We start from the raw sequence: 19,178 nt of genomic DNA, 5'->3' as shown, positions 1-19,178 counted from the left end.
TTAAGGCTACTAATTTAACGAACTTGCCGAGTCGATTCTGTCGGGACGGCGATCATGGTTTTGGCCATCGCTTCGTCGGCGTCCGGGGGCTCCAAGTTCCCCGGCGAAATGAATTCATCGGAGTTCTCCATCCACCATTGGGCCGCGTCCTGCCTGGTCCACTGGTTCGCCGATCGACAGGCCGCAAGGGCCGCCTCCAGTTCATCGGCGCTTTGAAATCGGTCTGCCGGCGACTTCTCCAGGCAACGCATCACGATCGCTTCGAGGTCGGAATCGATCTCGCGATTTGCGAGTTGAGATGGCTTTTTCGGGACCACTTCGGCTTGTTGACGTAGGATGTCGATCACACTGCCGCCGTCGACCACCGGTCGACCTGTCAACAGGAAATAAGCCACCGCTCCGACCATATAGAGGTCACTGCGAGCATCGGTGGACTCAGGGTTCGATATCATCTCGGGCGGCATATAAAGCGGCGTCCCCGTGATCGCCCCGGCGTTAGTCAACGTCGACATCTTGCCGGCATCGGCGGCTTTAACGAGGCCGAAATCGAGTACCTTGACGAAGTCGTACATTCCGCCGCGTACCGTCACAAAGACATTGGCGGGCTTAATGTCACGGTGTATTAATCCGACGGCATGGGCTTCGGACAGTGACCCGCAAACCTGCCGCAGCAGGTAGATCACGCGGCTTTCCGGCAGGCGGCCCGCTTGGTTGACGAGCTCTTCGCAATCACGACCGTCAAGCAATTCCATCGCATAGTAAAACACGCCCTCCGGAGTCCGCCCGTAGTCGTAAATCGCGATTGTATTCGGGTGGGTCAATCGCCCGGTGATTTGAACTTCTCGTTCAAACCGTGCGATCGCCTCCTCGGTCGTTCGTTCGGCATGCAACAACTTCACCGCGGTGGGTCGCTGCAGCATCGCATGATGCGCTTTATAGACGACACCCATTCCCCCTTCGCCTAATTTTTCGTCCAATGCGTATTGACCGAGTTGCTTGGCCTGAATTGCAGCGCTGCGTGCTTCCCGATTCGCCCTTTCGATAAAGATCGTAAAGACGAAAATCGTTGCAGCCGCGATACCGAGCAGGGCAAACATCCCCCAAAAAAACCGTCGCAGAATATTGAGGGCCATAAAGGCTTCGGAAGCGTCCAACTCGGTGGCAATGCCGAAGTCATATTCGGGAAGCCAAACCCAGGCGCCAATCACCCGAACGCCCCGATAGTCGCGATATCCGACGGCATCGTAACCATCACCTTCGGCGACCGCCGAGGCCACCATCTTCGTCGGTTCGCGTTCCGAGGGCTGAGCCTGCGGTTTAAAGCCCCGCGTCATGTCACCACCGGGATCGCGAACCAGAATGTTCAGAATCGAGTCCTGGTCGAAGGAAAGAAGCGCGATTTTTCTCAGGTCGGGATCGAAGCGACTGTTCGAGAGCATTAATCCGTCGGCATCGAAAGCATAAGTCTCGCCGGACTCTCCCGGTCTTGCGACTCTTAAAATCTCAGAGAACTGGTCCTCCGGGCGAATTCTTAACGCGAAAATCGCGGCAAGAGAGCCGTCTTCCCGGTTCAGCGGAGCGGCTGCGAACATTGTCGGCAACCCCGACTTTAACGTGCCGTCTTCATCTTCAAGCGGAATTCGACTCTTAAACGGCGGCAGCACTGTGGCCCCCCGAGCTTCCATCCGTGTTCGCATGACGTCGACGAGCTCCTGCTCGATGGTGAGGCCGACCGGCGCATCCCTTCGTGATGCAGCAACGCGGCCACCGTCGGTGACGACCACGAAACCGTCATAGTTGTGCGCGTGCAGCCACGGATCCATTTCGGTCCGTAGTTCCGCAAGCTGCGGCGCCTGCAGCAGGTCCGCCGTCGACGTGTTTTTCGCTTCGCTCAACCGCACCAGTTCGCGAGCATTCCGCAACACGGTGTCATCCTCGAGGACCGACCGCGCAGCTCGCTCCTGCTCGTTGAGCCAGAGCTTCATTGCGGCGACGTCGGTCTGGACGAGGGTGACGAGCTCATCGCCGATTTCTTTGCTGAGCGTGTCTTCGATCGCGTTTCGCAAAAACAGACCGAGTAGACCCAACGTCAGAGCCGCAATGATCGGCCAGACCCACAGTTGGGTGCGAAGAAACGATCCGGTGCGAGTGACCGAACGAACGACCGTCCGATGCCCCACCCCCACCCGAGACTTCGTCTTGGCTCGTTCGCTGACGGTATCCGGTCGCATCACTACACCAGCTGTCTGTGATCTATCGAGGCGGGCGGTCTGGCTGAGGCCGAAATATTATTGACCCGAGAAGCCAAACCGTGGTGACACGCGCTCCTGCCTGCTGATTTCATCATTATCGGATGCTGCAAGGCGGGAACGATCCCGAACACGACCGTCGCATTGTCGCATCCAACACCGAAAACCGCATCGCAGATCGGAAATCTCCCGGCGCAGGAGATATCACCAAACGCCTATCTGACCACAGCGGCCGATGAGCGTCTATCTCACCCGCCGAGTTTGCGAATCAATCCGGGAATCGACCCTGCCATTTGCCGGCAGCGATTCCGAGAGATCGCGCCGATCTTCGTCGAGAAGTGGTCGCAACCCGTGCGACAGCCGCGTTCAAATAGCGACCGATCGGGTCGGGACGAATCGGACAAACAGGCAGAACGAAGCGAAGACCGCGCAGCTCATCGCGAACCAGTCTCCGCCGCGCACATACAGACTCGTCCGGCTGTCGAGCGGGACATCGGACACGAGCACGGCATGTCGATCCTTCTCGAATCCGCCGTAGGCCGTGCGATACTCGGTCCGTTTCAAGGTCTCGCCATCAATGAAAACCTTCGGTTCCAAGATGACCCCGTCGCCATCGATCACGGCGGAGATGCCGGTGTTGACGGCGCGAACCAGCGGAGTCCGCGTTTCGACCGTGCGAAACAGCGCCGAGATCAGGTGCTGCTCCTGCTCTGAAGATTCATTGAACCAGCCGTCGTTCGTCAGGTTGACCAGGACATCGGGATTCTCGCGGCGGACATACTCGTTTGCCAGATGCGGCACGGTGTCTTCGAAACAGATGAGCGGCGTGAAGTTGTGCCCCTCGTATTCGAACTTCGCTGGTCCTTCACCTTTGGCGAGGCCGAATTGACCGCGATAGGGCGTCAGTTGCTCCAAGCCGGGAATCCATTGCCGCATCGGAACGAATTCACCGAACGGCACCCGGTGGACCTTGTCGTAACGTCCCACTAGTCCGAGTTCCGGTCGGCTGAACGCGGCGCTGTTGAATGTGCGATAGCCGTGCCGGGCAGTAACGTCGCCGGTGAGCACACCGATCATCATGGCGGCTCCCGCCTGCGTCGCGAGGTTCTCGAACATCTCTTTCATTTCGCCGCTGCGGAACGCCTCGGCTTTAATGTTCGGAACGATTCCGGTAATCGCGGCCAGAGAGAGGTTCTCTTCGGCTTCCAGCAGCGGCCACGGCATGACCGATTCGGGCCAGACGATCAGATCGGGCTGGTAAGGCACCGAGAGTCCGGTGAGCTGGTGGTAGGTCCGAAAGCGGTCCCCCGCAGCAACCGTAGGGGGACCGAGACTGGTCGGAAAGTTTCCTTGGATCAGCGCGACCCGCGGCCCGGGCGAGAAGACCGCAGGGTCACGCCGGAGCGTTCCATACAAACAGGCGGCAGCGACAAGACAAATCAGCCACGCCGTCGCCATGCCTCGGTGCGACAAAGAAACCGGTGGCAGCGAGGTACTCGACCCCTCAGAATTGTTCGGCCAGTCCGATCTTTTCGGCGGCTCCAGTCGGAGCGATTGGTAGAGCCGGCGCGGCAGAAACAGACCGAGAACGGCTGCGCCGGTCGCGACCACATAGCTGACGCCGTAGCCGCCAACCAAGTCGCTGATTTGAATCAAGGTCGTCCACTGCCACTGCGAATGACCGAGGTAGTACCACGAAAATCCGGTGAAGGCGTGAGCCTGAAGCCACTCGGTCCCGACCCAGACGACCGGGAGTGCAATCACGGCCGGAACCTTGAGTCGCGTCCGCGCCACCCGGCACAGGAACACCGTCAGCGGAACATAGACCGCGACGTAGAGCGAAAGCGCAATCCACGCCGGGTACATCGTGACGTCGCCGAGCCGCATCCACTGCAATTGCACGAGCGTTGCGGCCAGCGTGGTCAGATACAGGGCTGAATACATCCACCGCGTCGGCACTGGAATCCGAATCAGCATGACCAGCGGCGTGAACGCGAACCAGGCGAGCGGACCGATGGCCAGCGGATAAAAACTCGCCCAGAAGAGCACTCCGCAGACGAGGCCGCAGACCCAGGCCCCCAGCGACGGCGGCCGCTCCGGCTTGCGGGCCGATGCGATGATGGTTCGCACGGCCGGATCGAGCCGACCCTGCGACGCAGCTGGGTTCGCATTCGCCCCCCCGGCTGCGGGAGTCAAATTCGACGTATCTCGCGATTCTTCCATTACATCCGCCGGAGACATGGCGACGCGTCTTCCATCCGTGGGACTTTTCCGAACAGCCGCGCGCACTGATCTCGCGGCCCATTGCCCGAACTATCGGTCATTTGCCGAAATCGGGCAAGACGGGCATTCCGGAGACGTGGGAAACGTGAGAGGCGGGAGAAACAGAGACCGGCGTTGCCGACCGCCTTCAATGATACTTCGCCTTTCCCATTCGTGGTTCTCGGAAAAAGCACCGAAACTTTTCTGCCCCCGGGGTGGTTTAACCCCACGTCCCAACTCTCACTCGCGTCTCACGACGAGGTCGCCGCTATGCGTTTTACTCCTGTCGCCCTCAGTCTGGCCCTGATGTTCAGTTCGCTTACGGCGTACGCGCGTCCGGTGGAGCCGCTCGAGGTTGCCGCGGAAGTGGATCGGATCCTGGCCGCGGCATTCGCCGAACAGGGCGTGTCCCCTTCGGAAAAATGCAGTGACGTCGACTTCCTGCGGCGGGCGGCATTCGACCTGACGGGCGGACCGCCCTCGGCTGACGAGGCCGTGCTGTTTGCCGTGACGCCGGACGGCGCAAAGCGAGCAGAGCTGGTCGAACGCCTGCTCGAAACCGAAGGCTATTCGCTCAACTGGGCCCGCTATTGGAAAGACGTGATCTTCTCCCACGCCACCAATCAGCGGGCCCGGTTGTCCGAACCGAGATTCGAAAGGTGGATGGCCGAGCAATTTCGCGAGGGCCGCAAGTGGGATGAAATCGCCACCGAGCTGATCACAGCCACCGGCGACGTCCGCGAGAACGGCGCGGTCGGCCTGCTCTTCGCCCATGATGGCGAGGCCAATGAGATCGCGGGCGAAGTGAGCCGCATCTTTATGGGCGTGCAGATTCAATGCGCCCAATGCCACGATCATCCGTATGACGCTTGGAAGCGTGAAGACTTTCACAAGCTCGCCGCATTCTTCCCACGTGTGCGTGTTCGTCCGGTGCTAAAGGAGAATGCCCCACGCTCGTTCGAAGTCGTCAGTCAGGATCGCGATCGCACCAACGCCCGCGCCCGATTCGCGAGGAATCCCGACTTCGTCTTCCGTTTTATTGATAAGAATCGTGACGGCAGAATCACCGAGAGTGAAACTGAGGGAACTCAGCTCGAACGACCGTTTCCTTTCATCGTGCGTTACGGTGACAAAGACGGCGACGGCGCGCTGAACCTGGAAGAATTAAAGAATCTGCCGGAGCCGCCGAACGACCGCAATCGCTCGATTGAGCACTTCATGCCGGACCTTTCGGACCCCGATGCGAAAGGCGAATTAATTTCACCGGCCCTGTTCGCGTCTCGAAACGTCCGCGTCTCGCCCGGCACTTCCGACAGCATTCGCCGCAAAGCTGCTGCGGCCGGTATTACGAGCACACGCAATCCGTGGTTCGCTCGGGCTTACGTCAATCGCATGTGGGCGGAGCTCGTCGGCGAAGGCTTCTATCACCCGCTCGACGACATGGGCCCGCAGCGAGAAGCGAGCTATGCGGACGCCTTGGACGCACTCGTGTTCGGGTTTGCCGCCAGCGATTATGACCCGAAATGGCTGTTCCGCGCGATCATGAACACCGAGGCCTACCAACGGGCACTCGATGGCTCTTACACCGATCCCGTTGATGGCAACGCGTTTGCCGCCACGGGGGCGACTCGCCTGCGGGCCGACCAGATTTATAACGCCCTCTCGGAGGTGCTGGGGCAGCCGACGCTCCGCTCACGGGTCAGCCAAAGCATGGGCGGCCGCCTCGGCGGCCTCGATCGGCTGCGGTTCGCCTTTAATAACACCTTCGGCTTCGACCCTTCGACGCCCAAAGAAGACCTGACCGGCGATATCCCTCAAGCCCTGTTCTTAATGAATAGCGATCAGGTCAACCGCTCGATCGCCGCCAATCCGCTGTCTCAACTGGGCCGACTCCTGCGGCGCTATTCGGATGATAAAGACGCGATCGCCGAGGTTTACTTAAACGTGCTTTCACGCGAGCCGACCGCGGCAGAAACAAAGATCTGCCTCGCCTACATCGACAAGGCTGATAGCCGCCGAGACGCCTATGAAGACCTTGTTTGGTCTTTAATTAACAGCGCCGAGTTCGTCTCGCGACGTTGAGGCGAGAAGCGAGAAGCGAGAAGCGAGAAGCGAGAAGCGAGAAGCGAGAAGCGAGAAGCGAGAAGCGAGAAGCGAGAAGCGAGAAGCGAGAAGCGAGAAGCGAGAAGCGAGAAGCGAGAAGCGAGAAGCGAGAAGTTTTATTTTTCTGTCCTTGGTCATCAAGACAGAATTTTTCATAGAAATATTTTATCGGGATCTAATCATGACCAAATCATTCCTGCATCACTCGTTCAGCCCGCTCGGTCGAGACTTTTCCCGTCGCTCTTTCCTGCGGACGGCCTCGGCGACCGCCCTTGCTTCGGGTGCCCTCGGGTTTCATAACCTCGCGACGACACACGCATCCGAATTAAAGCGGAAGCACAAGTCGATGATCCTGCTGTGGATGCAGGGCGCGCCGAGCCAGTTTGAGACCTTTTCCCCCAAGCCCGATCATGAAAACGGCGGAGGCACTGAAGCCATCCGCACTAGCGTTCCGGGTATTGAGATCGCCTCGACATGGACCGAAACAGCCAAAGCGATGAACGACATCGCGCTGATTCGCTCGATGACCAATAAGGAAGGCAACCATCAGCGGGCGACCTACCAAATGCATACGGGATACGTGCCTTCGGGCAGCGTGAAGCACCCAAGCCTCGGCGCGAATATCGCCCATCGCATTGCCCCGGACGATTTTGATTTGCCTTCCATCGTTTCGATCGGCGGCGGACGGCTCGGCGGCGGGACGACCGGAACCGGACCGGGTTTCCTCGGCGTCGAATATGAGCCGTTTCGCGTCGCGCAAGCCGGCGAGCTCCCGCAAAACGTCGCCCTCCCGACGTCGCCCGATCGATTCATTCGACGCAGGTCGCTGCTGTCGCAACTTGATGGTGAGTTCGCCAAGCGAGGTGCGGCCCAGACCGTCAAAGATCACGGTGATATCTACGCCAAGGCGGCCGATCTCGTCCTCAGCCCCGAGTTGAAAGCGTTCGATCTTGCCAATGAGCCGCAGTCACTGAAGGACCGCTACGGTGACACCGATTTTGGTCGGGGCTGCCTACTGGCCCGCCGACTTGTTGAGTCGGGCGTGACGTACGTGGAGGTCAATCTCGGCAACTGGGACACGCACAGCGACAATTCCGAAGAGTGCGCCACGCTTTCGGGACAGTGTGACCCGGCTTTCGCCACGTTAATCGCCGATCTGAAGGACCGGGGCCTGCTTGATGACACGCTGATTGTCTGGGCGGGCGAGTTCGGCCGGACGCCGCGAATTAACGCGCGAGCCGGACGGGATCACTTTCCCCGAGCCTTCAATGCGGCCTTGGCCGGATGCGGTGTTCAAGGCGGGCAGGTCATCGGCGCGACCTCCGCGGGGGGCGACAACGTCACCGATCGCCCCGTCACGGTTCCTGATCTGTTCCACTCAGTGTGCAAGGCTCTCGAAGTCGATATGCACTCCGAAACGATGAGCCCGCTCGGCCGGCCGATGAAAATCGTCGAGGGTGGCGCTCCGGTGAATGAACTCTTCTCCTGAGTCGTCAACCAATGCGTTAAGGATCGCGTTCCTCGGTACTGATGACCTTATCGAGGAATGCCTTCAATTCTCGTTGAAACTCGACCCCGGCGACATCGGCGTAATTGTTGTGATCAGCCCCGTCGAGCAACACGAACTGTCGCGGCACGCCGGAATCCGATTCCTCCGGAAACGAGTCGAACAGGTCGCGGGCGTGATCGATCGGGATGACCGTGTCACGATCGCCGTGAAAGACGAGGACCGGGCACTCAATTTGTTGAGCGAGTCCGATCGATTCATAGCGGTCGAGCAGGAGCAGCCGGACGGGCAGCCAAGGAAAGCGATGGACCGCCGCATCGGTCATGGTGCGGAAGGTCGATCGCACGACCAGAGCGGCGGGCGGAGTTTTCGCTTCGAATAAATCTGCCGCCAGCCGAATCGCCACTCCCCCTCCGAGTGACTCACCGAACAGAACGATATTGGATGGTTTCAGCCCGGCCACCTCGGTGGCGTATTTCCAAGCCGCCTTGGCATCGGCAACGAGTCCGTCTTCGCTCGGGCTGCCTGCGTTTTCGCCGTAACCCCGGTAATCGAAAACGATCGTTTCCCAGCCGAACTTGGCGAACAGGTGATACTCCCACAGGCGATGGCCCCGATGGCCGCCGTTGCCGTGAAAGAACAAAATCGCACGTCGCTGCGGGTCACTTTCGGAAGCCCCCTCGGGCCGACTCGGCTTGGCGTGCCAACCGTGCAGCGTTAAGCCATCCGACGTTTCCTGCGTGACGTCGCTGAGCGAATCGAATTCGTGGTCGACCGCTTGGGCGGCGAGCCGTTCGACCTGTAGTGCGGGATACATCAACGCCCGCTGGAAATACGCAAACATCACCACAATCGCGAGATATCCGAATCCGATGGTTCGCGCAATCCGAAACGCGATCCTTCGCAGATTGTGGGCATTCGAACGCACGGGGCAATCCTTCGAGGACCACGAAACTCAAGAGGGGAAGACCCCGACCCGATCGCGACAGTTCGGCGAAAGCCGAGAGGGGTACTCGAAAGCGAGCCCGCTCTCAGGCCGATTTCGCCGAAGATTCTGAGTCCTTGGCGATCTCGTCCGTTGATACCGCGTGCGATGAGGATGCGTTTCGCGGTTTCGGCCGGAAATATTTCCGGCTCTCCAGCACGGCGATCTTGCGGGGCGCCATCCGGACAAGCAGCGAGAGCAGCCGATTTCGCCAACCGGTAATCACAAACTGGCGGTTGCGCTCGGCGGCCTTCAGCGAAGACTTCACCACCTGCTCCGGCGTTTGAGCCGACTGTTTCTTGAGCCAGCCGGAGACCCCGGCGACGTCAAAGAATTCCGTTCGGGTCGGACCGGGGCAAACCGCGATGACCGTCACGTTGTGGTCGCGCGTCTCCGCCCACAGGGCTTCACTGAAATGCAGAACGTACGACTTACTGGCCGCGTACGCTCCCATATAGGCGACCGGCTGAAAGCCGGCGACGCTGGCGATATTGAGAATCGCCCCGTGTCGCCGTTCAATCATGGAGGGCAGAAACCGATAGGTGAGATCCGTGAGCGCCGAAATATTGACTCGGATCAGGTCGAGCACGTCTTCGCGAGACGTATTTGGGATGTCGGCTACAACACCGAACCCCGCGTTGTTGACCAGAATTTCGACCGGAACGTCAAGCTGCTCGATCTCTCGAAACAGTCGCCCGACTTCCTCACTTTGGGAGAGGTCGGCTGAAATAACTTCGGTTCGGGTGCCGTGTTTATCGAACAACTCGGCGGCAAGTTCTTTGAGCCGCTCTTTCCGCCGAGCGACCAGGATCACGTGCATCCCGCGTGAGGCGAGCACGCGCGCGTACTCGGCCCCAATTCCTGATGACGCACCGGTCACGACGGCCCAGCGGTCTGCGTATTCTTCAATCAAGCCGCACCCCGATTCGGCAACGCAGTTCAGTCTCGGCGGTTCCCATGGTATCACCGCGAGGGCACCGATAGAACAGGGGCGGACCTCGGAATCGGATGACTTGACCAAATCGCACTCCTTCGCAAAGGCGGTCACCAATGCGTAAGAGCCAACCACTCACTCGTGAACAGGTCCGCGAGGTCGATCGCATCGCGATCGAAGATTTCGGCATGCCCGGACTCGTGCTCATGGAGAACGCGGGCCGAAATTGCGCCGAGCTACTTCGATCGAAACTCTCCGGCGGCACCGTGACCATTTGCTGCGGCAAGGGGAACAACGGTGGTGACGGCTTCGTGATTGCCCGGCATTTGCTCAATCAGGGGTACGACATTCGGCTGCTCGTATTCGCCGACCCCTCCGGTCTCGCCGGTGATGCAAAGGTGAATTACGAAATTGCCCGCCGCATGGACGCCGACATCTGCATCTTCGACTCCAACCAACCGACTGCCGAGATCGCCGAGGCCTTGGGTGGGGCCGACTGGATCGTTGATGCGTTGCTGGGAACCGGAACCAGCGGCGAACTCCGCGAACCGTTCCCGGCGATTCACGCCGCGATCAATGCGAGCCGGGCTAACGTGTTTGCCGTCGACATCCCGTCAGGACTCGATTGCGACTCGGGGCAGCCGCTGGGAACGACGGTTCGTGCGGACGTCACGGCGACGTTCGTGGCCGAGAAGCTCGGATTCCGAAACGAAGCGGCTCGCGAATTGACCGGCGAAGTCCATGTAATCGATATTGGTGCCCCGCACATGATTATCGACCGGATCCGCTCCTCGGCCTGATACCTCAAACAGGGGCGGAAATGGGTTTCCTCGCTTGCTCTCGCCTCGACCAAAATCTGTGACGACCTCCTCGCCTCAATTCCACGAACCGCCCGATTTAAAAGCGGAATTGGCTAAGCTGCTTCGCCAGATTCCGCCCGGCCAAGTCACGACCTTCGGTGACCTCGCGCGGGCTCTTGGCGATATCAAAGCGGCGAAATGGATCGCGAGCGCACTGCCCGAACCATCGCCTACCGAACTGCCCGAGTCGCGAAGAGTCGTGCGGCAAACCGGAGAAATCAGCCCGGCCGGAGGAACCGATCCCGCGCAGCGAATTGAGCAATTGCGTTCCGCCGGCGTGCCGATGCGGGACAATCGGGTCCGACTCGACGAATGCCGGTTTCGCGATTTCGCCTCGGCGCAGCCGCTGCGGCAGTTGGCGAGGCAACAGGAACTGGTCCGCCCGAAGGTAAGCATCGAATCAATGCCCGAGATGCCCGATGTCGTTGCGGGGATCGACGTCTCGTATCAATCGGACGGCACCGCGGTCGCTGCTTACGTCGAGATGGCTGCCGATTCTTCCGAACCTTTGTGCGTGGTCACGGCGAAAGTTCCCGCGCCGCTCCCCTACATCACCGGCTACCTCGCGTTTCGCGAGATCCCGGCCCATCTGGCCGCGATCAAGAAAGCTCGGCAGCGCGGCGATCTTGCTCCGCTGCTATTGGTTGACGGAAACGGCATTCTCCATCCGCGACGCTGCGGCGTCGCGTCTCAACTCGGCGTCGTGCTCGATCACCCGACCGTCGGGGTCGGTAAGAAATTGCTCTGCGGGAAGGTCGGCAGTGAAGGCACCATCACCGATGCGGAGGGCGAAATCGGTCGAATCGTCAAACCGACGCCCGCCTCGAAGCCGCTGTATGTCTCACCCGGACATTGCTGCGATCTTGCGGATGCGACCGCCGTCGTCCGTAAGTTTTTTCGAGGACATCGGCTCCCGGAGCCGCTCTATCTCGCCGATCGCCTCAGCCGCAAAGTCGCCCGCGAAAGCTCGTCTTGAGTATGAACCTCGACGCGACATACGATAGCCCGGCCATGGCTGACGCAGATTTGGACATCGACCCTGATGAGGAATCGATCGAACTCGGATTCGAGGACGACATCGAATCGGCGTATCGCCGTGCCCTCAATGTGATCGATGAAGCCGATCTCGGAACGTCGCCCGACGCTGCCGAACCCGAAGCGGACGAGACAGCGCCGCAGGTCCCCCAAAGCGCTCCTCGGGTGCAGGCACGCCAGGTCATCGAGGCGGCGCTCTTCGTGGGCGGCATCGACCTCACGCTGAAGCGCCTTCGCGAATTGCTGGGCGACGAATACTCGGCTGAGTCGATCGAGCGAATGGTCGCCGAAATCGACGAACGATACCGAAATGAAGGACGACCCTACGAGATCACGTTCGGTGAGGGCGGATACCGATTTACGCTGCGCTCCGAATTCGAAGCGGTCCGAGCGCGGGTGTTCGGTCTGGGCCCGCGGGACGTCAGGCTGACCCCCGAAACGCTTGAGGTGCTGTCGCTGGTCGCCTATCGCCAGCCGGTCACCCGGGAAGACATCGAAGGCATGCGTGATGGCAATGCAGGGCCGATTTTGAATAACCTCGTCCGCCGGGGCTTGCTCCACGTTGAGCGAAGTAAGGAGTCGAAGCAGCCCGCCACCTACGCCACGACCGACCGGTTTCTGGAGGTATTCGGTCTGGCCGACCTCGACGACATGCCGCAGATCGAAAACCTGAGATTCAAATAAGAGCAGCCCGAACAGTTAGTGGTTCAGTTCGCACGAGCCAGAAACTTCGAAGGGTGGCTGTGGACGACGTCTTTACGACGCCCACAGTGATCTCTTCTTCGGCAACAACCTCTTAAAGTAGTCGCGAGTTCGAGAGTCCAAGAGTGCGCCTTCCGGGGGCGGCGAAAGCGCCGTCCCCGGCCACCCGACGACTCTCGACTCTCAGCCCTCGAATCTGAACTCACTTCACGCCGAGAATCTTGACGGTCGACAGAATTTCGCGACCGGTCAGCAATCCCGCGAGGTTTCCGAGGAATTCCGGCGAAATCGACCACAGTCCGAGCACGTCGAACAGCGGTTCGAGCCGTTCCTGTTCAAGACCGAACTTCGCTTTGAGCTTCGCCCCCTCGTCGGGGTGCATGTCCTCGAATTGGCTGATCAGCAGGAAGTCCCCTTCGCTCGCCAAATTGAGGTGCAGGGCTCGCAGTTCAGTCGCCAGGAATTGATCGAGCGGCACCGTCACATCGAGCGGCCCCCCGTCCAGAAAGCGATGGACCGACGCGGGGTCGCGTTCCACAATGGCTGCCGCCGATTCGCACGCCGCGTAAATGACGGCTTCATCGACCAGATCGGCTTCCATCGGGTCGGTCGCTAGGTGCTTGGCCCACGTCCGCGCCAGCAGATCGATCTGGACGTGCGACGGGACGGCCTGCAGAAACGGCACCTCGGTCAGAAAGCCGAAGCATTCGTGCGGATCGCTCCACATCTGATCCGCCAGCGACAAGCGTTCGAGCGTGTCTTTGAACGCAATGCGGAAGGCCAGATAGCTCAGGCACGTTTGCGGGAGTTGGTCGTTCGAGATCGTCAACATGGGCCGGGCGATACTCGTAAATGAATGTGTTCTCAGGATGCCGTTCAAGCTGCGACCGCGTCGTTTCGATTTGGCCGCAGTTGGTCCCATGCTGCGATCGATGGACGGCAAACACAACGAATATTGAGGCAAATCGCCGGGAACCGATGTTTTCTTCTCGAAACATCCCGGCACGCCCGTCACGGCAGTCAGTGACGACCTGATCGCTACCGATTCCCCTGATGCCCCAAGCCGCCACGGGTAGTCACAAGCAGGTTCGCGACCACCAGAATCGAATTCCGGCCCGAAAGTCACACACCTCTCACCCTCAACCCTCACATCTCACGCCGAAACACTCTCCTTCCTTCACGCCGGCGCTTCCGCAACTACAATTGTCGCTCGTGCTTTTTGCTGCCTCCTCGACAGATCAAATATGGCTGAAGACTATTACAAGACGCTCGGCGTCTCCCGCGAAGCCTCGGCGGATGAAATCCGCAAGGCCTATCGCAAGCTGGCCCGCGAAAATCACCCCGACGTCAAGCCGGACGATAAGGCCGCCGCGAAACGCTTCAAAGAGATTCAGGAGGCCTACAGCGTGCTGGGCAGCGCCGAAAAGCGCACCCAGTACGATCGCTACGGCCACGCCTTTCAGGGAGCGCCGGGTGGAGGCGGCGGACAGTATCGCCATCCCGGGGGCGGCGGGCAGCCTGATCTGAACGACATCTTTGGGGAGGGCTTCGATCTGGGCGACCTGTTCGGCGGAGCCTTCGGCGGCGGGGCCTCCAGCGCCCGCGGTCCCCGCGCTGCCCGACCTCGCCAGGCACGCGGTGCGGATGCGCGGGCGGAGATCACCGTGCCATTCACCGTGGCCGCCGAGGGGGGAAAGCACGACCTGCGGATCGATCGCGACGGAAAACCGGAATCGATCTCGATCAAAGTCCCGGCAGGCATCAAAGAGGGCGGCACGATCCGCCTCGCCGGACAGGGCCAACCGGGCTACAGCGGCGGACCAGCCGGTGACCTGCTTATTACAATTCACATCGCCGCCCATCCGCACTTCCGCCGCGAAGGCTCGAACCTGCTGGTCGACGTCCCCGTCACGCCGTCCGAAGCGGTCCTCGGAGCCAAAGTCGAAGTCCCGACGCTCTCGGAGGGCACGCTCATGCTCACCATCCCGCCCGGAACTTCGAGCGGCAAGAAATTAAGACTCCGCGGCAAAGGCGTGATCGACCCAAAAACCAAAAACCGCGGCGACCAATTCGTCGTGGTGAAAATCGTCGTGCCGGAAGACCCGACAGACGACCATCGAAAGTTGTATGAAGAATTAAAAGGGTTGGAGACGGACCCGCGAGAAAACCTGTGGCAGTGAAAACGAAAGCTGAGCGAAGCCCGATCAATATTCTCAGCTTAATTCGACTTCGCGTGGCACGGACAACGTCCGTGCGGCGCAGCCGCCAGAGCATATAGCTACTGATCGCATGTAACATTCGGTGCCGGATTGGTAGGGGAACCTCTGCCTGAATGCTCTGGTCGCGACGCGACCCGGACGGTGTCCGGGCCACTCTTGAATACATGGTGCGGGCAAGAGTAATCGATAAAGCCGAGACTTAAAATCGCTTCCGGTATTAAGAGCGCGGCTATGAAATCCAGCGCCGCCGTGGGCCCCTCACCCCAGCCCTCTCCCGAGAGGAGAGGGGGCACTTCGTGCCTGCGGCAGCAATCGCGGGCCTTCTCCTCTCGGGAGAAGGTGGCCGAAGGCCGGATGAGGGGAGGGTGGGGCGGTTGCTAAACGCCATCGTTGTTTGCTCTTCACCCTTGCCCAAGAAGCGATTCCATAGCGAGTGGCACGGGCGACGTCCGTGCGGCGCAGCCGCCAGAGCATTCAGCTATCGATCACATTTAGCATTCGATGCCGATTCGTCGGGCCAAGCTCTGCCTGAATGCTCTGGTCGCGACGCGACCCGGACGTTGTCCGGGCCACTCTTCAACTTCCAGTGTGGCAAGAAAGAAAGCGAGAGTCGCATCTTGCTATCGCTATCTTGAGCGCGGCTATTAATTTTACCGTCGCCCAGTCCCCTCACCCCCGGCCCCTCTCCCGAGAGGAGAGGGGAGTTAATTTGATCACTTCGACGCGTCGACCTTGATGTGCAGTTCTTTAAGCTGTTTGGTGTCGACCTCGCCGGGGGCGCCGCTCATCAGGTCGGAGGCCTTTTGCGTTTTCGGGAAGGCGATCACGTCGCGGATGTTGGGGATGTCGCCGAACATCATGACCCAGCGGTCCAGGCCCAGCGCGATGCCGGCGTGGGGCGGAGCGCCGTAGCGGAGTGCTTCCAACAGGAAGTCGAATCGCTTCTCCGCTTCTTCGGCCGACATGCCGATCAGGTCGAACACCTGCTGCTGGACCTTCGGGTCGTGAATACGCACGCTGCCCGAGGCCGCTTCGTAGCCGTTGCAGACGAGGTCATAGGAGGCCGCTCGGACCTTGCCCGGATCGGTCGCCATTAGGTCGGCGTCGTCCGGGTGAACCATGCAGAACGGGTGGTGCTCGGCCTCCCAGCGATTCTCCTCTTCATCCCACACGACGAGCGGGAAGTCGAGGACCCAATGGCAATCGAAGTCATCGGGACCGTAAAGCTCCAATTCCTTGCCCAGACGGTTCCTCAGTGCGGCCAGCGCGGCACTCGTGACCGGGGCTTTGTCGGCCACGAAGAACAGCAGGTCGCCCGCTTCGCCGCCCAGCTTCTCGATGATCGCCGCCTGATGTTCCGGCTCGAAGAACTTGGCAATGGGGGAGTCGAGCTGTAATTTGCCCTCCTCTTCCTTCACCCGGAAGAAGGCGAGACCCTTGGCCCCGTAGCCTTTAACGAACTCGGTCAGGCCGTCGATGTCTTTGCGGCTGTACTTGCCGGCGGCGCCCTTGGCATTGATTCCGCGGACGCGGCCGCCGTTGTCGATCGTGCCTTTAAAGACCCCGAAGCCGCATTCGGCCGCGATCTCTTTGACATCGACCAGTTCCATGCCGAATCGCATGTCGGGCTTGTCGGTGCCGAAGCGTTCCATGACCTCGGCGTGACTGAAACGGGGCAGGGGAGTCGGCAGTTCTTTGCCCTTAAACGCTTCGTAGTACGCGGCGATCAAACCGTCGATCGTGGTCAGAACGTCTTCGCGTTCGACGAACGCCATCTCGATGTCGACCTGCGTGAACTCCGGCTGGCGATCAGCGCGGAGGTCTTCGTCTCGAAAGCAGCGGGCGATCTGATAGTACCGGTCGTAGCCGGCGACCATCAAAATTTGCTTGTAGATCTGTGGGCTTTGGGGCAGGGCATAGAAGGCGCCTTCGTGAATCCGGCTGGGGACGAGATAGTCGCGGGCTCCCTCCGGCGTGCTCTTGCCGAGGATCGGGGTCTCGATCTCCAGAAAGCCCTTGATGTCGAAGTAGTTTCGCGTGATCTGCATCAGGCGATGCTTCATCACCATGGCGTCTTGCAGCGGCTTGCGACGCAGGTCGATGAAGCGATATTTGAGCCGGAGTTCCTCGTTCGGCAGGTTCTGCGAGTTCGGCTCGAAGGGGGGCGTCTTCGATTTGTTGAGGACGCTCAGTTCCCGCGCACGGACTTCGATCTGGCCGGTCGGGAGCTTCGGGTTCTCCAGCGATTTGCCTTTACCGTCGACGCCGCGGGCGATCACTTCCCCCGTGACCTGAATGACGTCTTCGGCCCGCAGATCACGAGCGACGGCATGCATTTCGGGGTCAAAGTCAGGATTGAAGACGACTTGCGTCAGCCCGTAGCGGTCTCGCAGATCGATGAAGACAAGTCCGCCGTGGTCGCGATAATTCTGGACCCACCCGCACAGCGTGGTCGATTCGCCGACGTGATCTTTGCGCAGGTCGCCGCAGGTATGGGTCCGAAGCATAGTCGAAGAGTCAGGAGCGAGGAGCAGGGAGCGAGAAATTCGGCCAATACCTGCCGAGGAGTCGCTAGAAAAAGAGCCGAAGGCGGTGCCTCCGGCAGGTCGCCGCATAATAAGGTCAGACGGTTCGAGTCGCAACGATCGCGAATTTGATGGCACGGCAGCGCTCGGCGATCCGCCCGGCTCAACTATTCGATGAACTTCTGATGAAGGATCTTGGATGCGAGCGGGAATTTGCGCATGATCCCGTCATGAACGACTCTCAATCAACAGACCAGCCATCGTCTTCCACGATGGAAGACGACATGATGTCGTCGCTCCGCGACCGGATGCGCGGCATGGCCGAAGACGACAGCGACGATTTCGACGAATCGCTGTTCGACCGCAAGCCGTTCTGGAAGCGATGGGGCCTGCGACTGGCGATCTGGCCGATTCTCGCAATCGTGTGCGGCCTCGTTTACACCGAGCGCTCCGCTTGGCTAGAAGCCAAAGCGACGGCGATCGCTTGGAAAGAAAAACTCGGCGAACGTGGCCGAGCCAACGTGTCAGCCCTCAAAGACCTTCAAACCGGCAACCCGATGTTGAAGGTCGAGGACATGAAGAGCTATCCGCTGGTGCAACGTCGGCTGCATTCGGCCGCGAACGTTTACACGTATACGTGGACCGGGCTGGCCATGGGCTTCAACATCCGCGTCTACGTCACCGCGACCAACCAGGTCAACAAGTCGGCTCGCATTCTGGCGATCGAAGGCCCGACCTTGTAGGGCCATTGGTGACCGTCACTCTGCGTTGAAGAGTGGCACGCACGTCGTCCGTGTTGCGAAGCGCGTGCTATTTCGACGCTCGACAAGCCGCGCACGAAGTAGCGGATCAACCCGCGCGATATCCGCTTACTTCGTGCGCGGCTTGTCTACGTTAGTCTATTTGACTCAGTTCAACGGACTTGCGGGCACCAACTCGATCACCGACGTCACCCATCTTCCCGATATTTACGCCGGAAGGTCAGCGGAGTGGTTCCGGTTTCGCGTTTGAACTGCTTTGTGAAGTGGCTTTGGTCGAAGAAGCCGCAGTTTTGGGCGATTTCGCCGATCGTCAGATCGGTCGCCGTGAGCGCCTGCGTGGCTGCGTTGATCCTCACGCGGAGGATGTATTGCTGGGGCGTAATGCTGTATAGCTCTTGGAAACGCCGCCCGAATTGGCTGACCGACAGGTGAACCTGCTTGGCAAGTTGGGGAACCTCGATTCGCTCGGGGTAGTGCGTCAGCACGTATTGCAGGACGCCATCCATCGCCCCGTAGGGCTGCGATTGCGTGTAGAACTTCTGCACGTCTCGCATTTTGCCGGCGATCCCGATGACTTCGCCGGCGGAATTCAGCAATGGCGTCTTGCAGGAAAGATACCACTTCAGGTCGCCGCGACTGTCGGGGACGAGCCATGTCTGATTGGGCAGGGGCTTACCCGACGCCATGATCTGCCGATCCTCTTCAATATACTGCTCGGCGAGGTACCGCGGATGCAGGTCGAGATCGGTCTTCCCCACGACCTCCGAGTGATCGGAAAGCCCACGCATTGTGAGGAATGCGAGGTTCACGTGGATGAAGCGGCCCTCGCGGTCTTTGGCGAAGAAGACGGTGTCGTGCAGTTGATCGAACAATTCGGCCAGTTGCAACGCGACGGAGAGCTCGGCCGATATCTGCTCGACCGGATCGACGGCAATTTGCATGCGCGATTTTTACAAGAAAATGACGAATTGCTACTAGGCGAAACAGGCCGTCGGCGACTAGATTATTGGCATACGCTGATGCGTTCCCGCGATCG

The 19,178-nt window shown here is 60.0% G+C and carries 14 protein-coding genes; 7 read left to right on the top strand and 7 right to left on the bottom strand.

The features are described from left to right. Positions 1–14: 14 nt before the first annotated feature. Together Pan189_RS00375 and lnt are read right to left on the bottom strand one after the other, a co-directional pair. Positions 15–2,231, bottom strand: a complete 2,217-nt coding sequence (locus Pan189_RS00375; RefSeq protein ID WP_145361994.1) for a serine/threonine protein kinase — start codon at positions 2,229–2,231, stop codon at positions 15–17. A gap of 384 nt (positions 2,232–2,615) precedes the next feature. Next, complete coding sequence (lnt, locus tag Pan189_RS00370; RefSeq protein WP_145361993.1) at positions 2,616–4,490, bottom strand: apolipoprotein N-acyltransferase; 1,875 nt, start codon at positions 4,488–4,490, stop codon at positions 2,616–2,618. Between the two features lie 291 nt (positions 4,491–4,781). Between lnt and Pan189_RS00365 the strand changes: the two genes are divergently transcribed. Then, a complete protein-coding gene (locus Pan189_RS00365) occupies positions 4,782–6,593 on the top strand; it encodes a DUF1549 domain-containing protein (RefSeq protein ID WP_145361992.1) in 1,812 nt (603 codons plus the stop codon). A 202-nt stretch (positions 6,594–6,795) separates the two neighbouring features. Then, positions 6,796–8,103 carry a DUF1501 domain-containing protein gene (locus tag Pan189_RS00360; RefSeq protein ID WP_145361991.1) on the top strand — a complete coding sequence of 436 codons (1,308 nt, stop codon included), beginning with the start codon at positions 6,796–6,798 and terminating at the stop codon, positions 8,101–8,103. 16 nt (positions 8,104–8,119) lie between these two features. Here the strand turns inward: Pan189_RS00360 and Pan189_RS00355 are convergent, their stop codons facing one another. Together Pan189_RS00355 and Pan189_RS00350 are read right to left on the bottom strand one after the other, a co-directional pair. Continuing rightward, positions 8,120–9,049: an alpha/beta hydrolase gene (locus tag Pan189_RS00355; protein WP_145361990.1), complete on the bottom strand. Its 930-nt coding sequence runs from the start codon at positions 9,047–9,049 to the stop codon at positions 8,120–8,122. A 103-nt stretch (positions 9,050–9,152) separates the two neighbouring features. Continuing rightward, a complete protein-coding gene (locus Pan189_RS00350) occupies positions 9,153–10,019 on the bottom strand; it encodes an SDR family NAD(P)-dependent oxidoreductase (protein WP_145366055.1) in 867 nt (288 codons plus the stop codon). Between the two features lie 137 nt (positions 10,020–10,156). On the opposite strand from Pan189_RS00350, the gene Pan189_RS00345 reads away from it, so the two are divergent. From Pan189_RS00345 to scpB, 3 genes are read left to right on the top strand one after another with little or no spacing between them, the layout of a single operon-like run. Next, the gene (locus Pan189_RS00345; RefSeq protein ID WP_145361989.1) at positions 10,157–10,840 is read left to right on the top strand and encodes an NAD(P)H-hydrate epimerase; all 684 of its coding nucleotides are present in this window, start codon (positions 10,157–10,159) and stop codon (positions 10,838–10,840) included. Positions 10,841–10,898: 58 nt separating this feature from the next. After that, positions 10,899–11,876, top strand: coding sequence for an endonuclease V (locus Pan189_RS00340; RefSeq protein ID WP_310820884.1), 978 nt, complete (start codon positions 10,899–10,901; stop codon positions 11,874–11,876). 35 nt (positions 11,877–11,911) lie between these two features. Then, a complete protein-coding gene (gene scpB / locus Pan189_RS00335; protein WP_310820883.1) occupies positions 11,912–12,619 on the top strand; it encodes an SMC-Scp complex subunit ScpB in 708 nt (235 codons plus the stop codon). 220 nt (positions 12,620–12,839) lie between these two features. Here the strand turns inward: scpB and Pan189_RS00330 are convergent, their stop codons facing one another. Next, complete coding sequence (locus Pan189_RS00330) at positions 12,840–13,469, bottom strand: hypothetical protein (RefSeq protein WP_145361986.1); 630 nt, start codon at positions 13,467–13,469, stop codon at positions 12,840–12,842. Between the two features lie 412 nt (positions 13,470–13,881). On the opposite strand from Pan189_RS00330, the gene Pan189_RS00325 reads away from it, so the two are divergent. Continuing rightward, positions 13,882–14,817: a DnaJ C-terminal domain-containing protein gene (locus tag Pan189_RS00325; protein ID WP_145361985.1), complete on the top strand. Its 936-nt coding sequence runs from the start codon at positions 13,882–13,884 to the stop codon at positions 14,815–14,817. 752 nt (positions 14,818–15,569) lie between these two features. Here the strand turns inward: Pan189_RS00325 and aspS are convergent. After that, entirely contained in the window at positions 15,570–17,363 is a 1,794-nt protein-coding gene (gene aspS / locus Pan189_RS00320; protein WP_145361984.1) for an aspartate--tRNA ligase, read from the bottom strand. Positions 17,364–17,512: 149 nt separating this feature from the next. On the opposite strand from aspS, the gene Pan189_RS00315 reads away from it, so the two are divergent. Continuing rightward, positions 17,513–18,124: a hypothetical protein gene (locus Pan189_RS00315; protein WP_145361983.1), complete on the top strand. Its 612-nt coding sequence runs from the start codon at positions 17,513–17,515 to the stop codon at positions 18,122–18,124. Positions 18,125–18,330: 206 nt separating this feature from the next. Here Pan189_RS00315 and Pan189_RS00310 read toward each other — a convergent pair whose 3' ends face one another. Further along, positions 18,331–19,083: an AraC family transcriptional regulator gene (locus Pan189_RS00310; RefSeq protein WP_145361982.1), complete on the bottom strand. Its 753-nt coding sequence runs from the start codon at positions 19,081–19,083 to the stop codon at positions 18,331–18,333. Positions 19,084–19,178 lie beyond the last annotated feature (95 nt).

Source organism: Stratiformator vulcanicus, from assembly GCF_007744515.1.
In the GTDB taxonomy this organism is placed as follows: domain Bacteria; phylum Planctomycetota; class Planctomycetia; order Planctomycetales; family Planctomycetaceae; genus Stratiformator; species Stratiformator vulcanicus.
The sequence above is the reverse complement of the archived record's forward strand: the minus strand, read 5'-3'. Positions and strand labels throughout refer to the sequence as shown.

Excerpts from the sequence above, each read along its gene's own strand:
- Pan189_RS00325 (WP_145361985.1), top strand. The coding sequence starts at position 13,882 with ATGGCTGAAGACTATTACAAGACGCTCGGCGTCTCCCGCGAAGCCTCG.
- Pan189_RS00345 (WP_145361989.1), top strand. The coding sequence starts at position 10,157 with ATGCGTAAGAGCCAACCACTCACTCGTGAACAGGTCCGCGAGGTCGAT.
- scpB (WP_310820883.1), top strand. The coding sequence starts at position 11,912 with ATGGCTGACGCAGATTTGGACATCGACCCTGATGAGGAATCGATCGAA.
- Pan189_RS00330 (WP_145361986.1), bottom strand. The coding sequence starts at position 13,469 with ATGTTGACGATCTCGAACGACCAACTCCCGCAAACGTGCCTGAGCTAT.
- aspS (WP_145361984.1), bottom strand. The coding sequence starts at position 17,363 with ATGCTTCGGACCCATACCTGCGGCGACCTGCGCAAAGATCACGTCGGC.
- lnt (WP_145361993.1), bottom strand. The coding sequence starts at position 4,490 with ATGTCTCCGGCGGATGTAATGGAAGAATCGCGAGATACGTCGAATTTG.
- Pan189_RS00315 (WP_145361983.1), top strand. The coding sequence starts at position 17,513 with ATGGCACGGCAGCGCTCGGCGATCCGCCCGGCTCAACTATTCGATGAA.
- Pan189_RS00360 (WP_145361991.1), top strand. The coding sequence starts at position 6,796 with ATGACCAAATCATTCCTGCATCACTCGTTCAGCCCGCTCGGTCGAGAC.
- Pan189_RS00375 (WP_145361994.1), bottom strand. The coding sequence starts at position 2,231 with ATGCGACCGGATACCGTCAGCGAACGAGCCAAGACGAAGTCTCGGGTG.
- Pan189_RS00365 (WP_145361992.1), top strand. The coding sequence starts at position 4,782 with ATGCGTTTTACTCCTGTCGCCCTCAGTCTGGCCCTGATGTTCAGTTCG.
- Pan189_RS00310 (WP_145361982.1), bottom strand. The coding sequence starts at position 19,083 with ATGCAAATTGCCGTCGATCCGGTCGAGCAGATATCGGCCGAGCTCTCC.